The sequence below is a fragment of the Trichormus sp. NMC-1 genome (assembly GCF_001858025.1).
Lineage (GTDB): Bacteria > Cyanobacteriota > Cyanobacteriia > Cyanobacteriales > Nostocaceae > Anabaena.
This window is the reverse complement of record NZ_LZQD01000004.1, coordinates 407109-425257: the sequence shown is the minus strand read 5'-3', so window position 1 is coordinate 425257 and position 18149 is coordinate 407109. Positions and strand designations below refer to the sequence as shown.

At 39.6% G+C, this 18149-nt stretch carries 9 protein-coding genes; 1 reads left to right on the top strand and 8 read right to left on the bottom strand.

Features of this window, described 5'->3' with window-relative positions; translation table 11 throughout:
* Nucleotides 1–102: 102 nt before the first annotated feature.
* The 7 genes from A9Y75_RS15705 to A9Y75_RS15670 all read right to left on the bottom strand — a co-directional run bounded on the left by A9Y75_RS15705 (nt 103) and on the right by A9Y75_RS15670 (nt 11769).
* Nucleotides 103–5064 carry a GAF domain-containing protein gene (locus A9Y75_RS15705; protein ID WP_201788420.1) on the bottom strand — a complete coding sequence of 1654 codons (4962 nt, stop codon included), beginning with the start codon at nt 5062–5064 and terminating at the stop codon, nt 103–105.
* Nucleotides 5065–5173: 109 nt separating this feature from the next.
* Nucleotides 5174–5647, bottom strand: a complete 474-nt coding sequence (locus A9Y75_RS15700) for a chemotaxis protein CheW (protein WP_071190472.1) — start codon at nt 5645–5647, stop codon at nt 5174–5176.
* 102 nt (nt 5648–5749) lie between these two features.
* On the bottom strand, nt 5750–6115 hold the full coding sequence (locus A9Y75_RS15695; RefSeq protein ID WP_071190471.1) for a response regulator: 366 nt from the start codon (nt 6113–6115) through the stop codon (nt 5750–5752).
* A 540-nt stretch (nt 6116–6655) separates the two neighbouring features.
* Nucleotides 6656–7855 (bottom strand): response regulator, encoded by a 1200-nt coding sequence (locus A9Y75_RS15690; RefSeq protein ID WP_177176206.1) that lies wholly within the window; start codon nt 7853–7855, stop codon nt 6656–6658.
* 1011 nt (nt 7856–8866) lie between these two features.
* A complete protein-coding gene (locus tag A9Y75_RS15680; protein ID WP_071190469.1) occupies nt 8867–10081 on the bottom strand; it encodes an RNA-guided endonuclease TnpB family protein in 1215 nt (404 codons plus the stop codon).
* 180 nt (nt 10082–10261) lie between these two features.
* On the bottom strand, nt 10262–11191 hold the full coding sequence (gene murQ, locus A9Y75_RS15675) for an N-acetylmuramic acid 6-phosphate etherase (RefSeq protein ID WP_071190468.1): 930 nt from the start codon (nt 11189–11191) through the stop codon (nt 10262–10264).
* Nucleotides 11192–11325: 134 nt separating this feature from the next.
* Nucleotides 11326–11769 carry a DUF3110 domain-containing protein gene (locus A9Y75_RS15670; protein WP_071190467.1) on the bottom strand — a complete coding sequence of 148 codons (444 nt, stop codon included), beginning with the start codon at nt 11767–11769 and terminating at the stop codon, nt 11326–11328.
* Between the two features lie 378 nt (nt 11770–12147).
* On the opposite strand from A9Y75_RS15670, the gene A9Y75_RS15665 reads away from it, so the two are divergent.
* Nucleotides 12148–17598: a translocation/assembly module TamB domain-containing protein gene (locus A9Y75_RS15665; protein ID WP_071190466.1), complete on the top strand. Its 5451-nt coding sequence runs from the start codon at nt 12148–12150 to the stop codon at nt 17596–17598.
* Between the two features lie 92 nt (nt 17599–17690).
* On the opposite strand, the gene A9Y75_RS15660 is transcribed toward A9Y75_RS15665, so the two are convergent.
* Nucleotides 17691–18080, bottom strand: coding sequence for a hypothetical protein (locus A9Y75_RS15660; RefSeq protein ID WP_071190465.1), 390 nt, complete (start codon nt 18078–18080; stop codon nt 17691–17693).
* Between the last annotated feature and the right edge of the window lie 69 nt (nt 18081–18149).

Genomic DNA, 18149 nt, shown 5'->3' with positions numbered 1-18149 from the left:
TGTTCAATTACCAGTCATCGATAAAACAGGTAGAGCAGGCTGATTGCCTGCCAATAACAGGTGAATATTGCCTGTTCTACCTCACATTTAGGAAAGTCGGGATTACTTAACTTTGAACTTACTAGCGGTTGTTAATAAATCTTGTGCCATTCCTGATAAATTTTGGAACACTGTAGCAATTTCTTGAGATTCACCAAAAGTCTTATGAGCAATTGAGGCGACATCATTCATTGATGCCGTTACTGTTACAGATTGGCTCATTTGTTTTTGAGTTGCTTCAGTAATCCGCTCAATCAGCTGACTAATTTCAGCAGTTGCGGAAACGATGGCGTTCAAGTTTTGGCGGGTTTCACTAACTAGGTTTGTTCCTTCTACTACTTGCTGAATACCTGTTTCCATTGCCACTGCAACTTCCCCAGTTTCAGTTTGAATTTCTTGGACTAATTTTTCTATTTCGATGGTTGCTGCTGCTGACTGACGAGATAAAGAACGAACTTCATCTGCTACCACTGCAAAGCCTTTGCCATATTCACCGGCGCGAGTAGCTTCAATCGCAGCATTCAAAGCCAGTACGTTTGTCTGTGTAGCAAAGTTGCTAATCAAATTCACCACTTTGGAGATTTTTTGTGATGATTCACTGAGGCGTTTAATCTTTTTACTCGTTTGGGCTACGGTTTCTCGAATGGCTTGAATGGCGTTTACTGTTTGGTTCATGGCGGTATCACCAGAATCTACAGTTTTGTTGGCTTGTTGTAAGGCTACTTGCACTAATTGAGCGTTTGCTACTACCGCTTGGGTAGAATCTACCATCTGTTGAATATCGCTTAAGGCTTGGGTGATTTCTTCAGACTGTTCTTTTGCTAAATCAGTCAATCCTACTAGTGAAGAATTGCTATTGATAGAGGTTTGGGCAACTTGTTGAGAAGCTGCTTGTACCTGAATAACAATTTGCTGTAATGCTTGCAGAGTCCCATTGTAGGCATCGGCAATTGTCCCTAATTCATCTTCTGTAATGGGGGCGCGGACTGTTAAATCACCACTAAGTGCAGGTGCGATCGCTCTGAGCAGTTGAATGGAACGTTGTTGTAGCAATTCTTTAGCGGCTTTTTCCCTTTGGGCTGCTTCTGCTAGTTTAGATGATTGTGCTTGTACTTGTTGTAAGGACTCTGCTTGTTGTAAAGCTAGTCCTAACTGATCTCCAATTCTTGCTAACAAGTTAATTTCTGATTCTTCCCATTCACGAGTTCCAGAGTTTTGATAAGCAGCCATTAAGCCCCATAATTTTTCGCCAAATAAGATCGGTGTAATTATGTAAGCTCTAGCTTCATACTTTTCAATGATTTCGATGTAGCAAGGATCAAGGGTGGCTTTATAAATGTCATTGACAATTAATGTATCACCTTTTTTATAGCGACCACCTTCATTACTTTGTAGACAAGGGTCGTTTAAGACGGTTTTGATACCAGTCCCGACGAGTTTCACCCAACCGCTCACTACAGACTCAGCCACAAATTCGCCGCCCCAATCAGATGTGAATTGATAGACGGCTGCGCGATCGCACTTTAGCAGTTGCCTTACTTCTTGAGTAGTGGTTTTGAAGATTTCTTCTACCTCTAAAGATTGGCGGATGCGGTTGACTATCTTGGTAATAGCTTTTTCCTGTTCAGCGATCTGAGCTAGTTTCTCAGATTTAGACTGTACTTGTTCTAGATAATCAATCTGAGATTTTGCTAGACTAATTTGCAAGCCAATCTGCTCTAAAAAGTTGACTTCTCTGCTTTGCCATTCACGAGTTCCAGAGTTTTGATAAGCTGCGAGTAAGCCCCACAATTTTTCTCCATAAAAGATGGGAACTATAACGTAAGCTTTGGCTTCAATCTGCTCTAAAATTTCAACGTGACATTGGGCATGGCCAGCTTGATATATGTCATTGACAACGAAGTATTCACCCTTGGCATATCTGCCTCCTTGGGTTTCTTGCAAGTGGCTATCTTCCCAAACCATTTTGAACTCAGAAGTTGCAACTTTTATCCAGCCACTAGCTACTGATTCTGCGATAAATTGTCCACTCCAATCAGGATGAAATTGATAAACACCGACGCGATCGCACCGTAATGCCTGACGGACTTCTTGAGTAGCTGCTTTGAAGATGTCTTCTAAATCGAAGGATTGGCGGATACGGTTGACTATTTTGTTGACTGTTTTCTCTTGTTCAGCAATCTGACTGATTTCCAGAGATTGCGCTTTTACTTGTTCTATATAATCAATCTGAGATTTCGCTAAACTAAATTGCAAGCCAATTTGCTCTAAAAAGTTGATTTCTCTGGATTGCCATTCACGAGTTCCACTATTTTGATAAGCGGCAAGTAATCCCCACAATTTTTCTCCATAAAAGATGGGAACTATAACGTAAGCTTTGGCTTCAATCTGCTCTAAAATTTCAACGTGACATTGAGAGTGACCGGCTTGATAGATGTCATTGACTGCCAAGGATTCGCCTTTGGCATATCTACCTCCTTGGGTTTCTTGCAAGTGGCTATCTTCCCAAACCATTTTAAAGTCGGCTGTGGCAACTTTCATCCATCCACTAGCTACTGATTCTGCTAAAAATTGTCCACTCCAATCAGGGTGAAATTGATAAACACCGACGCGATCGCATTTTAGAGCTTGGCGAACTTCTTGAGTAGCTGCTTTGAAGATGTCTTCTAAATCGAAGGATTGGCGGATGCGGTTGACTATTTTGTTGACTGTTTTCTCTTGTTCAGCAATCTGAGTGATTTCCAGAGATTGCAATTGTACTTGTTCTATATAATCTAACTGTGATTTCGCTAGACTAAATTGCAAGCCAATCTGTTTTAAAAAGTTGACTTCTGACTCTTTCCATTCACGAGATCCAGTATTTTGATAAGCTGCCAACAAGCCCCAGAGTTTTTCGCCAAAAAATATCGGCACAATCACATAAGACTTGGCTTCAAACTGCTCCAAAATTGCAATGTGACAAGGGGCTAGACCTATTTTATAGGTGTCGTTAACAACAAAGGATTCGCCTTTGGCATATCTGCCACCTTTGGTTTCTTGTAAGTAGGTATCATCTAAGACGGTTTTGATATTTGGCCCGACTAATTTTGTCCAACCAGTACCGACTGATTCAGCTACAAATTTACCACCCCAATCAGGGCTAAATTGATAAACACCGACGCGATCGCATTTTAGGGCTTGGCGAACTTCGTGGGTAGTAGTTGTGAAGATATCGTCTACATCTTTGGATTGACGAATGCGGCTGACAATTTTGTTGAGGGTTTTCTCTTGTTCAGCAATCTGAATTAGTTCTTGAGATTTAGATTCTACTTGTTCTACATAATCTATCTGTGTTTTAGCGAGGCTAAATTGTAAGCCGATTTGTTGTAAAAAGCTGAGTTCCCAAGGTTGCCATTGGCGGGTGCTAGAGTTCTGATAAGTTGCCAACAAACCCCAGAGTTTTTCCCCGAAGAAGATAGGGGCAACCATGTAAGCTTTAGCTTCAATTTGCTCTAATATCTCAATGTGGCATGGAGCGTGACCAACTTGATAAATGTCATCGACTGCAAAACTTTCCCCTCTGGCATATCTACCACCTTGAGTTTCTTGGAGGTGGGTATCTTCCCAGACCATTTTAAAGTCAGGCGTAACTATTTTTATCCAGCCACTACTCACTGACTCAGCGATAAATTGACCACTCCAATCTGGATTAAATCGATAAACACCGACGCGATCGCACTTTAAGGCTTGACGAACTTCTTGTACTGTAGTTTTGAAGATGCCGTCTAAGTTGGCAGCTTGCCGAATGCGGTTAACAATCTTGCCTAGAAATTTTTCTTGTTTATTAATCTGGGCTAGTTGATCAGATTGTTTTCGCACTTGTTCCAGATACTCTCCTTGGGAGATAGCTACACCAAATTGCAAGCCAATCTGAGTTAAAAAGCTAACTTCCCAGTCTTGCCATTCCCGCGCCCCAGTATTTTGGTAAGCTGCTAGTAAACCCCACAATTTTTCCCCAGAAAAGATGGGCGCAATGACATAAGCTTTGGTGTCAAACTGCTCTAAAATCTCAACGTGACATTGAGCATGACCTATTTTATGAATATCATTAACAACAAAGCTTTCTCCATTGGCATATCTACCACCTTTGGTTTCTTGTAAATGGGTATCTTCCCAAACCATTTTATAATCAGGAGTGACAATTTTTGTCCAATTATTACCCACCGCCTCGGAGACAAATTGGCCACTCCAATCTGGATTAAAGCGATAAACACCGACGCGATCGCATTTCAGTAATTGACGGACTTCTTGAGTCGTGGTTTGAAAGATTTTATCTACATCTGGCTGCTGTAAAATTTTGCTAATAACTTTAGCTACTGATTGCTTGGCTAATACTGATTGTTGCAGTTCTTTTTGTAATTTAAAACTCTGCAATCTGTAAGTAATTTCTGTAGATATTTGACATAATAAGGTGATTTCCGCTTCTTGCCACTGACGAGATGATCCACAGCTATGAACTACCACTAAACCCCATACTTTACTACCAATAAAAATTGGCAAACTCAAACTGGCTTTAACTTGAAATTTCTCCAGTAGTTGCTTTTGATAGGGTGTAGCTTGGATTTCATTAATGTCGTCAATCGCTATCGGTTCAATATAATCTTGATTAGTATACAAGCCAAACAGAATTGCTGGCAAATTTTCGCCTAGAGATGGTGTCCAACCTGTGGTTCTTGATTCTGCTAAAACATTTCCAGACTCAGAGTTAGTAAATTGATAAATCAAGGCGCGATCACCACCAATTTTATCTCTGATTTGTGCAGATGTTACCGGCAGTAAAGTTTCCATATCTGGAACTTGCCGCATTTGGGCTGTTATATATTGAAATCTTTGCCGCCAAACTTTAAATTCCTGAGTAATCGCATTGGATACTGTTAAATCCTTATTGCCAACATTGACTATAGTGTTACCGTTTGCTTTATCTGAGTTTTCTACTTCAGTAAAGATATTGCCTCTATCTTCACTATTTTGATATAATGTAGTCATTTGAATCTCCTTCAATACTATTAGTAATAAATTGATACTTTTGAGCTAGAATGTCTTAAACAGTAAGATGAAAATTCCCTGTTTTATTACTTTTGACAAAACCGATTTTTTAGTTATTATTCCCCCACATTGGAGATTGAATAATCGCTAGAGCATCCAAATTAAAAATCATCTCCTCTGAACCATTCGTAAAATATCCCCGCAAGAAAGGTGACATCGCTGAATAAAATAGATCAGCCGAGGGGGTTTTCATTTGCTCAGTATCCAACCATTCAATATCTGTTAGTTGGCGTACCAAAATGCCCAAATACTTACCCTCATTTTCTAGCACAATTGCCATCATTTTTGAGAGTAAATTTGAGCCTTGTAAAAGGGGTGGATAACCTAACATTTCTTCTAAATCGACCAGCCACAGCATTTCCCCACGCCAGCTATAAATACCTAACACACAATTAGGCATCTGTGGAACTCCACATATTTCGGTCATTGATATTCGTAATACTTCCGTGATGTGCTGTAGGGAAATTACTGCTGTATCTCTGACTCCCAAATGAAAACTTAAAAATTTTTCTTTCGTCTCCAAAGTTAATCTTCCTTTGTCTTTAATGATTGGGTTTAACCACTATTGAGTGATTAAAACCAAATTATAAATATTGACTAGTTTTGGTAATCAATCAGATATTTTCTACTTATTGATTAATTGTTTCAAAGTAATTTCTAATTCTTCTCTATCTACTGGTTTTGATAGATAAGCTTTAGCTCCTAACATATTTCCCCAAATCTTATCTACTTCACTATTTTTAGTTGAGCAGAAAACTACAGGTATTTGGCTAGTAATTGGGTTATTTTGTAGCTCTCGACAAATTTCATACCCGCTTTTACCCGGTAAAATTACATCCAGTAATATAACATCTGGCTTGTTTATGTCAATTTTTACTTGTGCCTCTTCACTACTTGTGGCACAAACTACAGAATAACCTGCCTGTTGCAAGTAACGGCTGATAATTTCCATATCAGTCAAGCCGTCTTCAACAACTAAAATAGTACTCATGGTAACACCTATTAAATTATGCTTAGTATGGAAACAAAAACTAGAATATGCAATCACACTCATCACATCAATGCTAGTGCAGAAAACTTGAAGTCAATAAGTAGAAGGCAACAATGTTTACATAACATATTTTTCATCTACTTTTAACTATTTAAGTATTTCTGCTGTATTCTGATCACCTTATTTTTATTTTATCTTATTTGCTTCATTGTATATATATTTCCCTAATAAAATCTACGTGTTCAATATAAGTTAACATATTTTCCTTCTCAATTTACGTGCTGTTAATAACTAAGGAAAAAAGTTTACCCTGAGTTCAAAAACCTCGACTTTCTCAAGTTTTTGCTTTGTGATAGCGACACTTTAATAACATACCCTCAATTAAAATGAAGCTATCTGTATAAAATCAGGTTTTCAAGACAACTAGCGCAAATACACGCAGATAAACGTGAATAAATATAGATAAAGATCAGTTCATGAATTTCATGATTTTGTGCAACCTCATATTCAATTGGCAACAGCAAAAACTATCAAGTCATTTTAACTGGCAACTTCTAAATTAGTTGTGTTTTTACCTGTTGGACTAGTCTGTATTGCCACGTATTTACGGATTACGCCCATGACTCTCTCCGCGACTATCGGTTTAGATATAAAATCGGTAGAACCCACTACCTTGGCGCGAACTCTATCTAAAAGACCATCATTGCCAGTTAAGATAATTACTGGTGTATTACTAAAGGTAGGAATGCGTCGCAATTGGGTGCAGATTTCATAGCCACTGGCTATGGGCATAACTAAATCTAAGAAAATCAAGTCTGGTTTGTGCTGAATCAGAATAGGCAAAGCTTGTACAGCATCTTCAATCTTAATAAATCTCAGTCCATGAGATGTGATAATTTCTTCTAGCATTTTACAGACCAGAGGACTATCGTCTACACAAGCTACCAAGGGAGGAATTTTATTCCTGGGTTGTCTAGGTATAGAGTTCTCAACTTCACTAACTTGTAAGGGCGTATCCGGAACTTCTACTAATTCAATAATTCCTTTGAGAATATAGGGAAGTAAAGAACGAGCAATAGGCATAACATCCTGCCTCATTTTTATGCCTAGCTCTCGCAGAGTGTATTTGCCATTAATTAAACTGACAAAGTTTTTGTATACAGATGGACTTACCATCTGCTGAAGTTGTTCTGGTTTCCGCAAAATTGGTGATGAATTAGGAGAAACATTTGCCAAACCCACCTTTGACCAAATCGCCCACGAATCTTGCATCTGTTTGATTGACATATCTGCACTCGTGAAGCTCATGGGCATATCTAAAATAACGTCCTGCCTAAGATGAGACGTTACAGATGCAAAATCTACCTCCTGAGCTAAGTCAAAAAAAAGTTCTGCAATCGTATTTTCGACAATAGCTTGAATTTGTTCCCGTTGGATTTTTTGTCTTTTGTATAAGATATCTAAAAGGTTATAGTCCCAGTAATCGATGGCAATGTCTTCAGCCCGACAACGGATTTTATCTAAATCAACATTGGGACAGTGTATAGCCATTTGTCTCCGCCAACGTCTGAAAGGATGAGTTCCGCCTGAAGCCCACACTAACCTTCCCAAACGATAGTAGAAAGCCCATTGTCTTCCCTTGGAACTGTTAATACTTAATTTTCCGTTGTATTGCAGTTGCGTACAGCTTTTAAACTCATCTAGTAAGTTATGAGATTCTATGAGTTCTGAGTTGGTCATACTTTGTTCCTTGTAATCAATAAGTCAGTCTCTAGAAAACCCATACTAGCCATATATTACTTAGCAAGTATCTTAGGTTAGTGATAGTGAAGTCTGTCAACTAATGTGAGTAGCACCCATTGATTTTTTATCTATTGGTAGATAGTATTCGTCAGTTTCGATTGAGAATATTAGCAAATATAAATCAGCAGATGCTCTATTTAATATTTTATACCCTATACCCTGACAATATTTCTGCGCTTAGTTAAATTTGTTATATTCCTATAAGAATGCACCTTTACCACTTAGAGTCTATTTTACTCCCTATTTTTCTAAAAAAATATCCGTATTAATACCGCTTTTATTTTTCCGAAACTAGCTATAAGTAGGTTAGCGTTAAAAATTGTCGTTATGACAAGGGAACAGGGAACGGGGAACGGGGAACAGGTTTTGGGCAACTTTACTTTTCGTTATATAGTTCGGTTTTTTTCCGTTCACCTACTTACTGCAAACGGCTCATTGTTTAACCAAATATGGAACCCCTCTGGTAAACCTCTCCTAAGAGGAGAGGGAAAAGGAATAACATTTAATACTGGAGAGGCTTAAGACTTGGTTTTTGTATTATGAAAAAGTAAGGTTCCTAGCCGTTGTGAGTATAGTTTGATAAAACTAATCGGCAACATCGATATTTTTTTAAGCAATCGTTAACAAAGTTCACCAATTTTTACATTACCTTGATAGTCTTCTGAAGAATGAATCATCAAATATTCATCTAAGCTTTATGTATCCCCATAATTTTATTTTACATGACAAAAACTCCATTTTGTTAATTAATTCAGGGTGAAATGTATCAGAAGATCTTTGCTTAATTATAATCTTTATCAAGATTTACTTGTCTAGAGGTTGCAAGTTTCGTTTATATTAATTTTATTAAATTATGAAGAATTTAAATGCTTTTTAACGAATGTGGGAATCACTAAGTAGGTCAGCTTTTTGGTAGGGTATGAATTCCCATTTTTGACACTCTCAGCACTAAAGTGACTGAGATTCTTTAATCAAAGACATGACTTGCTCAGACAGGATTTCTCCAACCTGAGTAGAGGACTTATCTCCTAAAGCGTTGCTTGCGTCTAGCGCAAAAGTTCCCGTATGCCCTACGGTACTCAATCCTCGACTCAGGATATTTCTAGCTGCATTCTCATCTCTATCCATGACACAACCACACCTGCAAGTGTGAGTACGAGTGGATAAAGTCTTTTTAACAATTTCACCACAACTAGAGCATTCCTGGCTAGTATATTGCGGGTTTACCGCAACTGTGACCTTCTGAAATACCTTACCAAAATATTCCAGCCAGACACGGAACTGATACCAAGATGCGTCATTTATTGACTTAGCTAAACAATGATTTCTCACCATATTTTTTACCCTTAAATCTTCATAAGCTATCAAGTCGTTAGACTGAACTACGCACCGTGCTAATTTCACAGCATGGTCTTTACGTTGCCTACTTATTTTCAGGTGGCGTTTTCCTAAAATATGTCTAGCTTTGCCTCGATTTTTTGATCCTTTAACTTTCCTAGAAACTCGTTTTTGAGAACGCTTTAAAACCTTCTTACCTTTTCTTAAAAATCTAGGATTTGATAGGGTATTACCATCAGAATCGGTGTAGAAATCTTTTAATCCTACATCCAATCCTATGCTATTCCCAGAAGATTGAATATTCTCACTTCTATCTACGTTAATACAGAATTGGATATAAACACCATCAGCACGTTTCACTAATCGGACTCGTTTTATTTGATTAATTTGATAAAAATGCAAATCACGAGTGCCTTTTAGTTTTAACTTGCCAATGCCTTTTTTGTCTGTAAAGGTAATTGATTTTCTGTCTTGGGCAAGCTGCCATCCTGATGTTTTGTATTCAACAGAGCGACAATCTTTTTGAAATTGTGGAAATCCCTTTAAACCAGGAATCTTTTTCTTACAGTTATCATAAAAGCGAGAGATAGAAGACCAAGCTCGTTCTGCACTAGCTTGTCTAGCCATTGAATTAAGTTCATCTGCAAAGGAAAAAGTTTTAGCTAATATTGCACAGTATTTTTGCAAATCGTTTTTACCCGTATTCTGATTATCCATCCACAGCCGAATACAGCTATTGCGAACGAATTGGGCAGTACGAATAGCATCATCTACTGCTGTAAATTGCTTGGGCTTTCCATACGTTTTGAACTCAAAAATTAGCATAACTACCTCCTACAGTTATACCAACATATCTGGCGTAAATATTGCAATTACAAAGACAAGGCGAATAAATTCGCCCGTGTCGCTTATATCTCAGCACTAAAGTGACTGAGCTTTACGCTTACCGAGTAATCCTGTAAGGTTCCCCGCTTAAAAGTGTTCCCATATCTCAACGTCTCTTTTTCAAGCACCTGGCTGGTGTTGTTTGTAACTGTCAACAGCAACCCGAAGATTGCCCTGGTGTGCAGCTAGGAGTTGTTCACCCGCTTCTTTTTCTAAATCAGTCCAGTGCATTAACAGCGCTAACTTAACCGATTTGCCACTGCGTTCGAGTAGGAACCCTGCGGCTTCTCGACTTAAGCCTGTGAGGTCTTGTAAAATTCGCAAAGCGCGATCGCGTAATTTTTGATTTGTGACAGCGACATCTACCATGCGATTACCATAAACTTTGCCTAGCTTGACCATAACTCCCGTAGAGAGGATATTTAAAGCTAGTTTAGTGACAGTACCAGCTTTGAGACGGGTAGAACCAGCGAGAATTTCTGGGCCAGTTAACAGACGAATGTCAATATCAGCATCAAAATCTACTTGTTCAGCAGGAACACAGGCCATAAAAATAGTCAAAGCGCCCCGTTGACGAGCAGCGTTTAATGCACCGTGAACATAAGGTGTTGTGCCGCCAGCGGTAATACCAACTACTACATCCAATTGAGTGATTTGTCGTTGTGCGATCGCACTTTCTCCATCTTCGGCTCGGTCTTCCAAATCCTCAGAACTGCGTAGCAGTGCGCCAGCACCACCAGCAATAATACCCTGTACCAACTCTGGAGGTGTGCAGAAAGTAGGTGGACACTCAGCCGCATCTAATACCCCTAATCTTCCACTTGTTCCCGCACCAATGTAAAATAAACGTCCGCCTTCATGCAGCCGATCTGCTGTGCATTGAATAGCTGCTGCTAACTGAATTTTAGCCGCTGCGATCGCTGCGATCGCTTTTTGGTCTTCGTTATTAAATAACTCCACCAATTCCAGAGAGCTAAGTTGGTCTAAATTTAGACTATTGGGATTTACCTGTTCCGTCAGCAGATGCCCGCGTTCCTGCAAATTTGTCATTTTTTGGTAGTCCTGTGTCAGTTGTCAAATCAAGTCCGGCTAATTGCTGTGGAAAAAACTCAACCCGTTGCCCTGCGGTTGCCTAATCATAAGTATTTAACCGGACATCATATCAGTTCTCATTTAATGACTAATTACAATAGCCCTTCCAGTCGGCGACGAAAGCTGTCTAAATCTGAATCAGGTTCCTGTGCTGGTGAGGTAGATGGATGAGAATAGAAAAAATCTTCATCAGTATCGACGGTTTCGGCTTCTGGTTGCCAGTCGGTTTGTTCCACGTTCACTTCTGGAGGAGTGACAACCAAATTACTATTTTCGGGAATAAGTTCCCAGTCATAGCCAGCACTTTCGCAAAATTCCTTAATCTCCTCAGCATTCATCACCTCAACTGTTGGTGAAGCGAAATCCTGCGCTTCCAACATCAGCGCATAGCGCGTAGCGTCATCTTCTGACTCAAACATCAGGATTTTATTGCGTCTTGCCCCTGACAGCCCTGATTCGGGATCACCAGTCAAAACCGTGTGAATCCCCTCATTATCCGTCCCAGCATTGAAAATTAGTACAAAAACACGCATCATTCAGCCTTTGATCTCAATATTATTTCCATTAAATCATTGACAGAAGAGGACGCGGAGAATCGCCTGTGGGAGACGTTCGACGCAAATGGTTTCCAGCCCCCGACTTGAGTCGTGAAGAAGAAAAAAGACATTCCTTGCTAGAATCCCCTGGCTTTGGACATGGGGTGTCCCCGTGTCTCCCTGTCCCCGTGTCTTCTTCAAACTCCCCGGTCTAAAACTGGGGAACTTTCTTTATTGACATACTCACCGCCCTAAAGGCGCGGTCAATAGGCAACAGAGAACGGAATATCTGTATCCTGGAAGTTGCATAGTTGTTAAATATAGTGTAGTTATTAAGAGTCGGTTGTTCGACATCCGGCAATTAAAGATTTAAAACCCATGTCTAACTTCTCCAATCCAGATTCTTATAGCCCGATCCATAAGCGTAAGCATATATGGTTAATGATATTGAGTCGTGGTGGCGTTGCTTTAGGAGCATTGTTGCTGCTGGGAATTATCGGCGGTATTTGGCGGTTGCGGGATTTTGTGCAAACAGAGTTAGCACCATTGGCAGAGAAAAATCTGACTTCTACCCTCAACCGTCCAGTTAAACTTGGACAACTCAAAGAATTTTCTCTAATGGGGGTAAGATTTGCCGCTTCCGAGATTCCCCCTACACCCACAGATTCAGATCGGGCTACAATAGAAGCAGTCGAAGCGAGTTTTGACCCTTGGCAATTAATTGTTAACCGTCGCCTCAAATTAGATGTGACATTAATTAACCCAGATGTTTATATTGAACAGGATCAGCAAGGTCGCTGGATTACCACTAAGATAGCCCCAGGTGGCAAAAGCGGAATAATTAAAACTGATTTGGATAAACTACGCTTCCGTAATGGCAGGCTGGTGTTGTTGCCACAGAAGAGGAAAAGAGCCAAGTCTTCAACTTCTGTAGTATTTTCTGGACTAAATGGAACTTCCCAACTTGTGGAAAATAACCGCCTGATTAAATTTGATTTAGCAGGAAAACCAGACAACGGCGGCAGCATTTTCCTTCAGGGAAATATCCGCGCTCAAGCAACTTTAGAAGGTAAGTTAAAGCTACAAACGCAAGAATTACTAGCCGCAGATATTACTCGTTTGATTCCGTTACCACTGATTTTACAAGCTGGTCGGGTTAATGGTGATTTGCAGATCGAATTGATACCAGAAAAGCCAACTTTATTAGATGGTAGTGCGACATTGCAAGATGTGACGCTGCAAATACCAAAAGTACCCCAACTGTTTAAAAATACTCAGGGAAATATCAGCTTTAAAGGATTGGCAATACAGCTAGATCATAATGTAGTTAGCAACTACGGACAAATTCCCTTGGTGGCTACAGGTGTGATTGACCGGGAAAAGGGCTTTCAGTTGCAAGGGCGTGTAAATGCTGTGAGTGTATCCAAAGCCCTAGAAACTCTCAAGGTTAAGTCACCTTTCCCTGTGAGTGGGGTAGTCAAAGCAGATTTGCAGATAGTTGGAGATATATCCAAACCGGTTCTTTTAGGTACTGTTTCTAATCTGAAAACTGCCCAAATTGACAAAGTTGATTTTCAGAAAGTTAGTAGTAAGTTTGAGCTTTCGACTTTTGACTCTCTCATTACGCTCAAGAATATTCAAGGTCAATCTACATTGGGAGGTGAAGTGACGGGTGGGGGAACTATCCAACTTGGTAAAGCGCCACAACTGAATGTTAATTTTACTGCCAAAAATGTTCCAGGGGATGCGATCGCTAAACTCTATAATATTACTTCAGGATTCCCCATCGGCAATGTCTCAGCTACAGCCGCACTCACTGGTGCAACTAGTAATGTCCAAACTTTAGTTAAATGGCAAGCTCCACAAGCCAAATATACCGCTACTGGTGAAACTATTATCAATCCAGACCGCACTGTTTCTTTCCGTAATGTAACTGCTAATGTTGGCGGTGGAGTAGTGCGGGGTTATGGTAATTACGATGCTCAAGGTTGGCAAGCTGTAACTCAAGCCTCTGGGGTGAAATTAACACCATTTATCAAAGAAGAGCAACAGCAAAATATCTCTTTGGAAAAGGCAGAGTTTAACGGACGTTTAGTACTATCGGGAACTTCAGCCCCATTTAAACTTACGAATATTCGTCCAGAGGGTGCAGGTGTTGACATTGCTGGAGGCAGAATAGCTATTTCTCGTTTGCAATTGCAAGACCAAAACTTTATTGCCGAATTAATAGGCCGAGGTGTACGTTTAGGGCAAATATTAAAACAGTCTCCCGCAATTTTAAATAACCCCATAGCAGGGAAATTCACGATTGCAGGTAATACCGAAAATTTCAGCCTCAAGACTTTAGGTGCTGTTGGTGAAGGTAGCCTAGCTGTGGGGAATGGGACAGTTACAGCTAAAAATATTCAAATTAGCAATGGTCGCTATCAGACACAACTTGAAGTTAAAAATGTCCCTTTGCAGTCATTACCAGCCGTTGCACCCCAATTACAAGGTATATTAGGCGGTCAGTTTAATGTTGCTGGTTCCGTTGAATCTTTTCAACCGCAAACGATTCAAGCGACCGGTCAAGCAAGGCTAAATCTGGCAGGGGGAACAGTTACAGCTTCTAATATCCAAGTGGCTGATAGTCGTTACCAAGCTGTAGTTACTGGTTTGGGTGTGCAATTAAATCGCTTGAATAAACAGTTGCAAGGTCAATTTGCCGGTCAGTTGCAAGTGGCTGGTATTTTGGGATCTGCTAAATTAGCTGATGTGCGTGCTGCGGGTCAGGTACAGTTTAGTCAAGGTATTGGTGCGATTAATTCACCTCTCAACGCAGCTATCGGTTGGAATGGTCAGCAACTCACGATTCCCCAGGCCAGAACTCCGAATTTGAATGCCAGTGGTTATATTTTAGCCAATGCTCAACAACCTGGTATACCGGAAATTACGCAATTAAATCTCAATGTCCAAGCCCAAAATTTTGATCTGCAACAACTACCATTAAAGTTGCCTAATTCTATAAATGTTGCCGGGAAAGTAGATTTTAGGGGACAGGTGACTGGGAAATTGACAGCACCTAATGTCGTTGGTGTGCTGGGTTTAAGAAATTTGGCAGTAGAGAAATTTGCTTTTGAGCCACTGTTAACTGGTAAAGTCAATTTATTCTCAGGGCAGGGGTTAAATTTGGATGTAGCGGGGACAAGAGATCGTTTAGCTTTTAATCTTAACAGCAACAATAGTCCTAATAACTTCGCCATAAAATGGAGAGAAGCATTAGCCACAGGTCAAGCGACAGGAGATAATTGGGCGGTTAAAGTCGGAAATTTCCCTTTACAAGCCTTAAATGTGCGTTTACCTGGGACAACTACTTTGGGTAATGCAGCATTGGCTGGGTTGTTAACTGGAGATTTGGAGGTTAATCAAAAAACATTGGCGGCTAGAGGAAATATAGCGATCGCACAACCGCAAATTGGTAGAATTAAGGGCGATCGCTTCACAACTCAGTTTAGCTACAACCAAGGAACAGCCAACCTCAGAAATAGTGAATTTATTAAAGCTCAAAGCAGATATACTTTTGATGCGTCTGTTAAACAAACCAACAACGTTCCCCAACTGCAAGCCAAAATTAACATCAACCAAGGCAATATTCAAGATGTGCTGACAGTAGCACAGATATTTGAAATCCAAGACCTACAACGAGGTTTAGCAGCACCAACCTACGGTACATCCGCAGATTTAACTACAAATCCCCAAGGCTTATCCAATCAGTCTTTATTGAATCAAATCCACCGTCTATCAGAAATTGATGCACTCCTAGCAGCACAAGAACAAACGCGGCTAGATGCCAAACCAATACCAGATTTAACAGATTTAAAAGGAACTTTTAACGGAGATATTGCCCTCAATACTGCCACAGCTAATGGACTGGCAGTAGAGTTTAACATACAAGGACAAAACTTTGTTTGGGGTAGAGAAACAGAACCCAGCCGTTTCTATCGTGCCGAAACAGTAATTGCTCAAGGCGGTTTTGAAAAAGGAGTTTTGCGTTTACAACCTTTACGCATCCAATCTGAACAAAGGCTAATTGCCTTCACTGGTAACATAGGTGGTGAAGAACAATCTGGCCAATTGCGAGTCAATAATTTTCCGATCCAGATATTAAATAACTTTGTTAAGTTGCCAGTAGGAATTACAGGTAATCTCAACGGTACTGCTGCTTTAGCCGGAAGTATAGCTAATCCTCAAGCCAGAGGGGAATTAGAAATCACAGAGGGAACACTCAATCAGAAAAAAGTTGAATCAGCTACCGCCAGTTTTAGTTATGCTAATGGCCGCTTGAACTTTGGTAGTAAAGTCTTAGCAGCTAGTCCCGAACCTGTAAATATTACTGGCAATATTCCTTACAAATTACCTTTTGCATCTGTAGAACCAGACGGAAATCAAATCAGTCTAGACGTGAAAGTAAAAAATGAAGGTTTGGCATTATTAAATCTATTAAATAACCAAATAGTCTTTGAAAATGGTGAAGGAGAAGTAGACTTGGCTGTCCGGGGGACAAGACAACAACCCTTAGTTAAAGGAATAGCCTCTCTCAACAATGCTACTTTTACTGCTCAAGCATTACCAGGGAAACTCACAAATGTTTATGGAAAGGCAGAATTTGATTTTGACAAAGTATTAGTAGAAAATCTTCAAGGTCAGTTTAGTAATGGTAAAGTAGAAGCCGCAGGGGAAATACCCATTTTTAACAGTCGAGACATTCAAATAAACAATCCTCTCACCGTTAACCTGGAACAATTAACCTTGAATCTCAAAGGATTATATCAAGGTGGTGCGAGTGGGAATTTACAGATTACTGGTTCCGTACTCGAACCAGGAATAGGTGGTAATATCCAATTATCTAATGGTCAAGTATTATTAACAGAATTTAGTAGCTCGGATACATCTAAAACTAGTTCTAATGCATCAAACTCTACAGTAAACCAACAAAATATAACATCGGCTGGCAGTGGAATTACAAAATTGAATGATTTAGCAATTAAGCTGGGTAAAAATATTCAAATTGCTCGTCCACCTGTGTTTAATTTTCTAGCATCTGGTGATTTAATTGTGAATGGTTCCTTAAGTGATCCTATACCGGAAGGAACTATCAAATTAACTAAAGGCGGGGTAAATTTATTTACTACCCAATTTAATTTGGCTCGTAACTATCAACATACAGCCACTTTTAGAAGTTCAAGCACTAAACCTCGTGACCCTGACTTAGATATTCAGCTATTTGCTAAGATATTAGATGTAATTCAGAGCAGTGATATCAATAGACAAAGTTCTACAGGATTAGCAGCATTAGAAACAGTTCGTGTCGAAGCAACTGTCAAAGGCCCTGCAAGTCAGCTTAATGACAATTTGGAACTGAAAAGCAGTCCCACACGCTCAGAAACAGAAATTGTCACTTTGTTAGGGGGTGGGTTTGTAGATACCCAAGGACGTGGTGACAGTACATTGGGTCTAATTAATATAGCAGGTTCTGCTGTGTTCAATAACTTTCAAAGTACATTTAACCAGATTGGTGATGCTTTTGGTTTAAGTGAACTGCGGTTATTTCCTACTATTATTTCTGATAAACCTGAAGCGGGTAAAAGTAGCTCTAGTTTAGAATTAGCATTAGAAGCAGGAGTAGATATTTCTAGTAAATTTTCCTTCTCTAGCATTAAGATTTTGACAGCGAGTGATCCCTTTCAATGGGGTGTTAATTATAGGATAAATGATGAAATTCGTTTGCGTGCTTCTACAAATTTAACTGATGATAGTCGCGCAGTAATTGAGTTTGAAAGGAGATTTTAAAATAATTCGTAATAGTGCCTACGGTCCCGCTAGGGATACGTAATTCGTAATTTGGAAGGGAGTAGAATAGGAATCGCTAGATTGCTGCTGGATTATTTTTTCCCAGCACAACCGTCAAAAACTCTATTACCCATAATTAAAACAGCTGAATATGGATATTTTTTATCCGACATTGTATCATTACAATTGTTCACTTTATTCAAAATTAAGAGATTTTTTGCTTTGCCCTTAAGTTGATATACTCGCACTTTATCTATAGATCTTGCTTGGGCTGATAATGGTGCAGTATAAGGAAATCTTTGTTGTTTTTCTCCTAGTGCATTATAGACAATTCCTCGTTTAGTAACAGTAACATTCCAAAATGGTTCATTACCTACAGCCGTGAATTCTTCAATCTTAGATGATTGGGCAATACTTTGATCAGACACTAATAAGTTAGTAGCGATTCCCAAGATAGCCAAAGAGGAAATTAACTTTTTCATGATTAGCAGTCAGTATTGATATTGTGGCATTTTTAATTATATATTATTTCTAATTTATATGCAAATCTT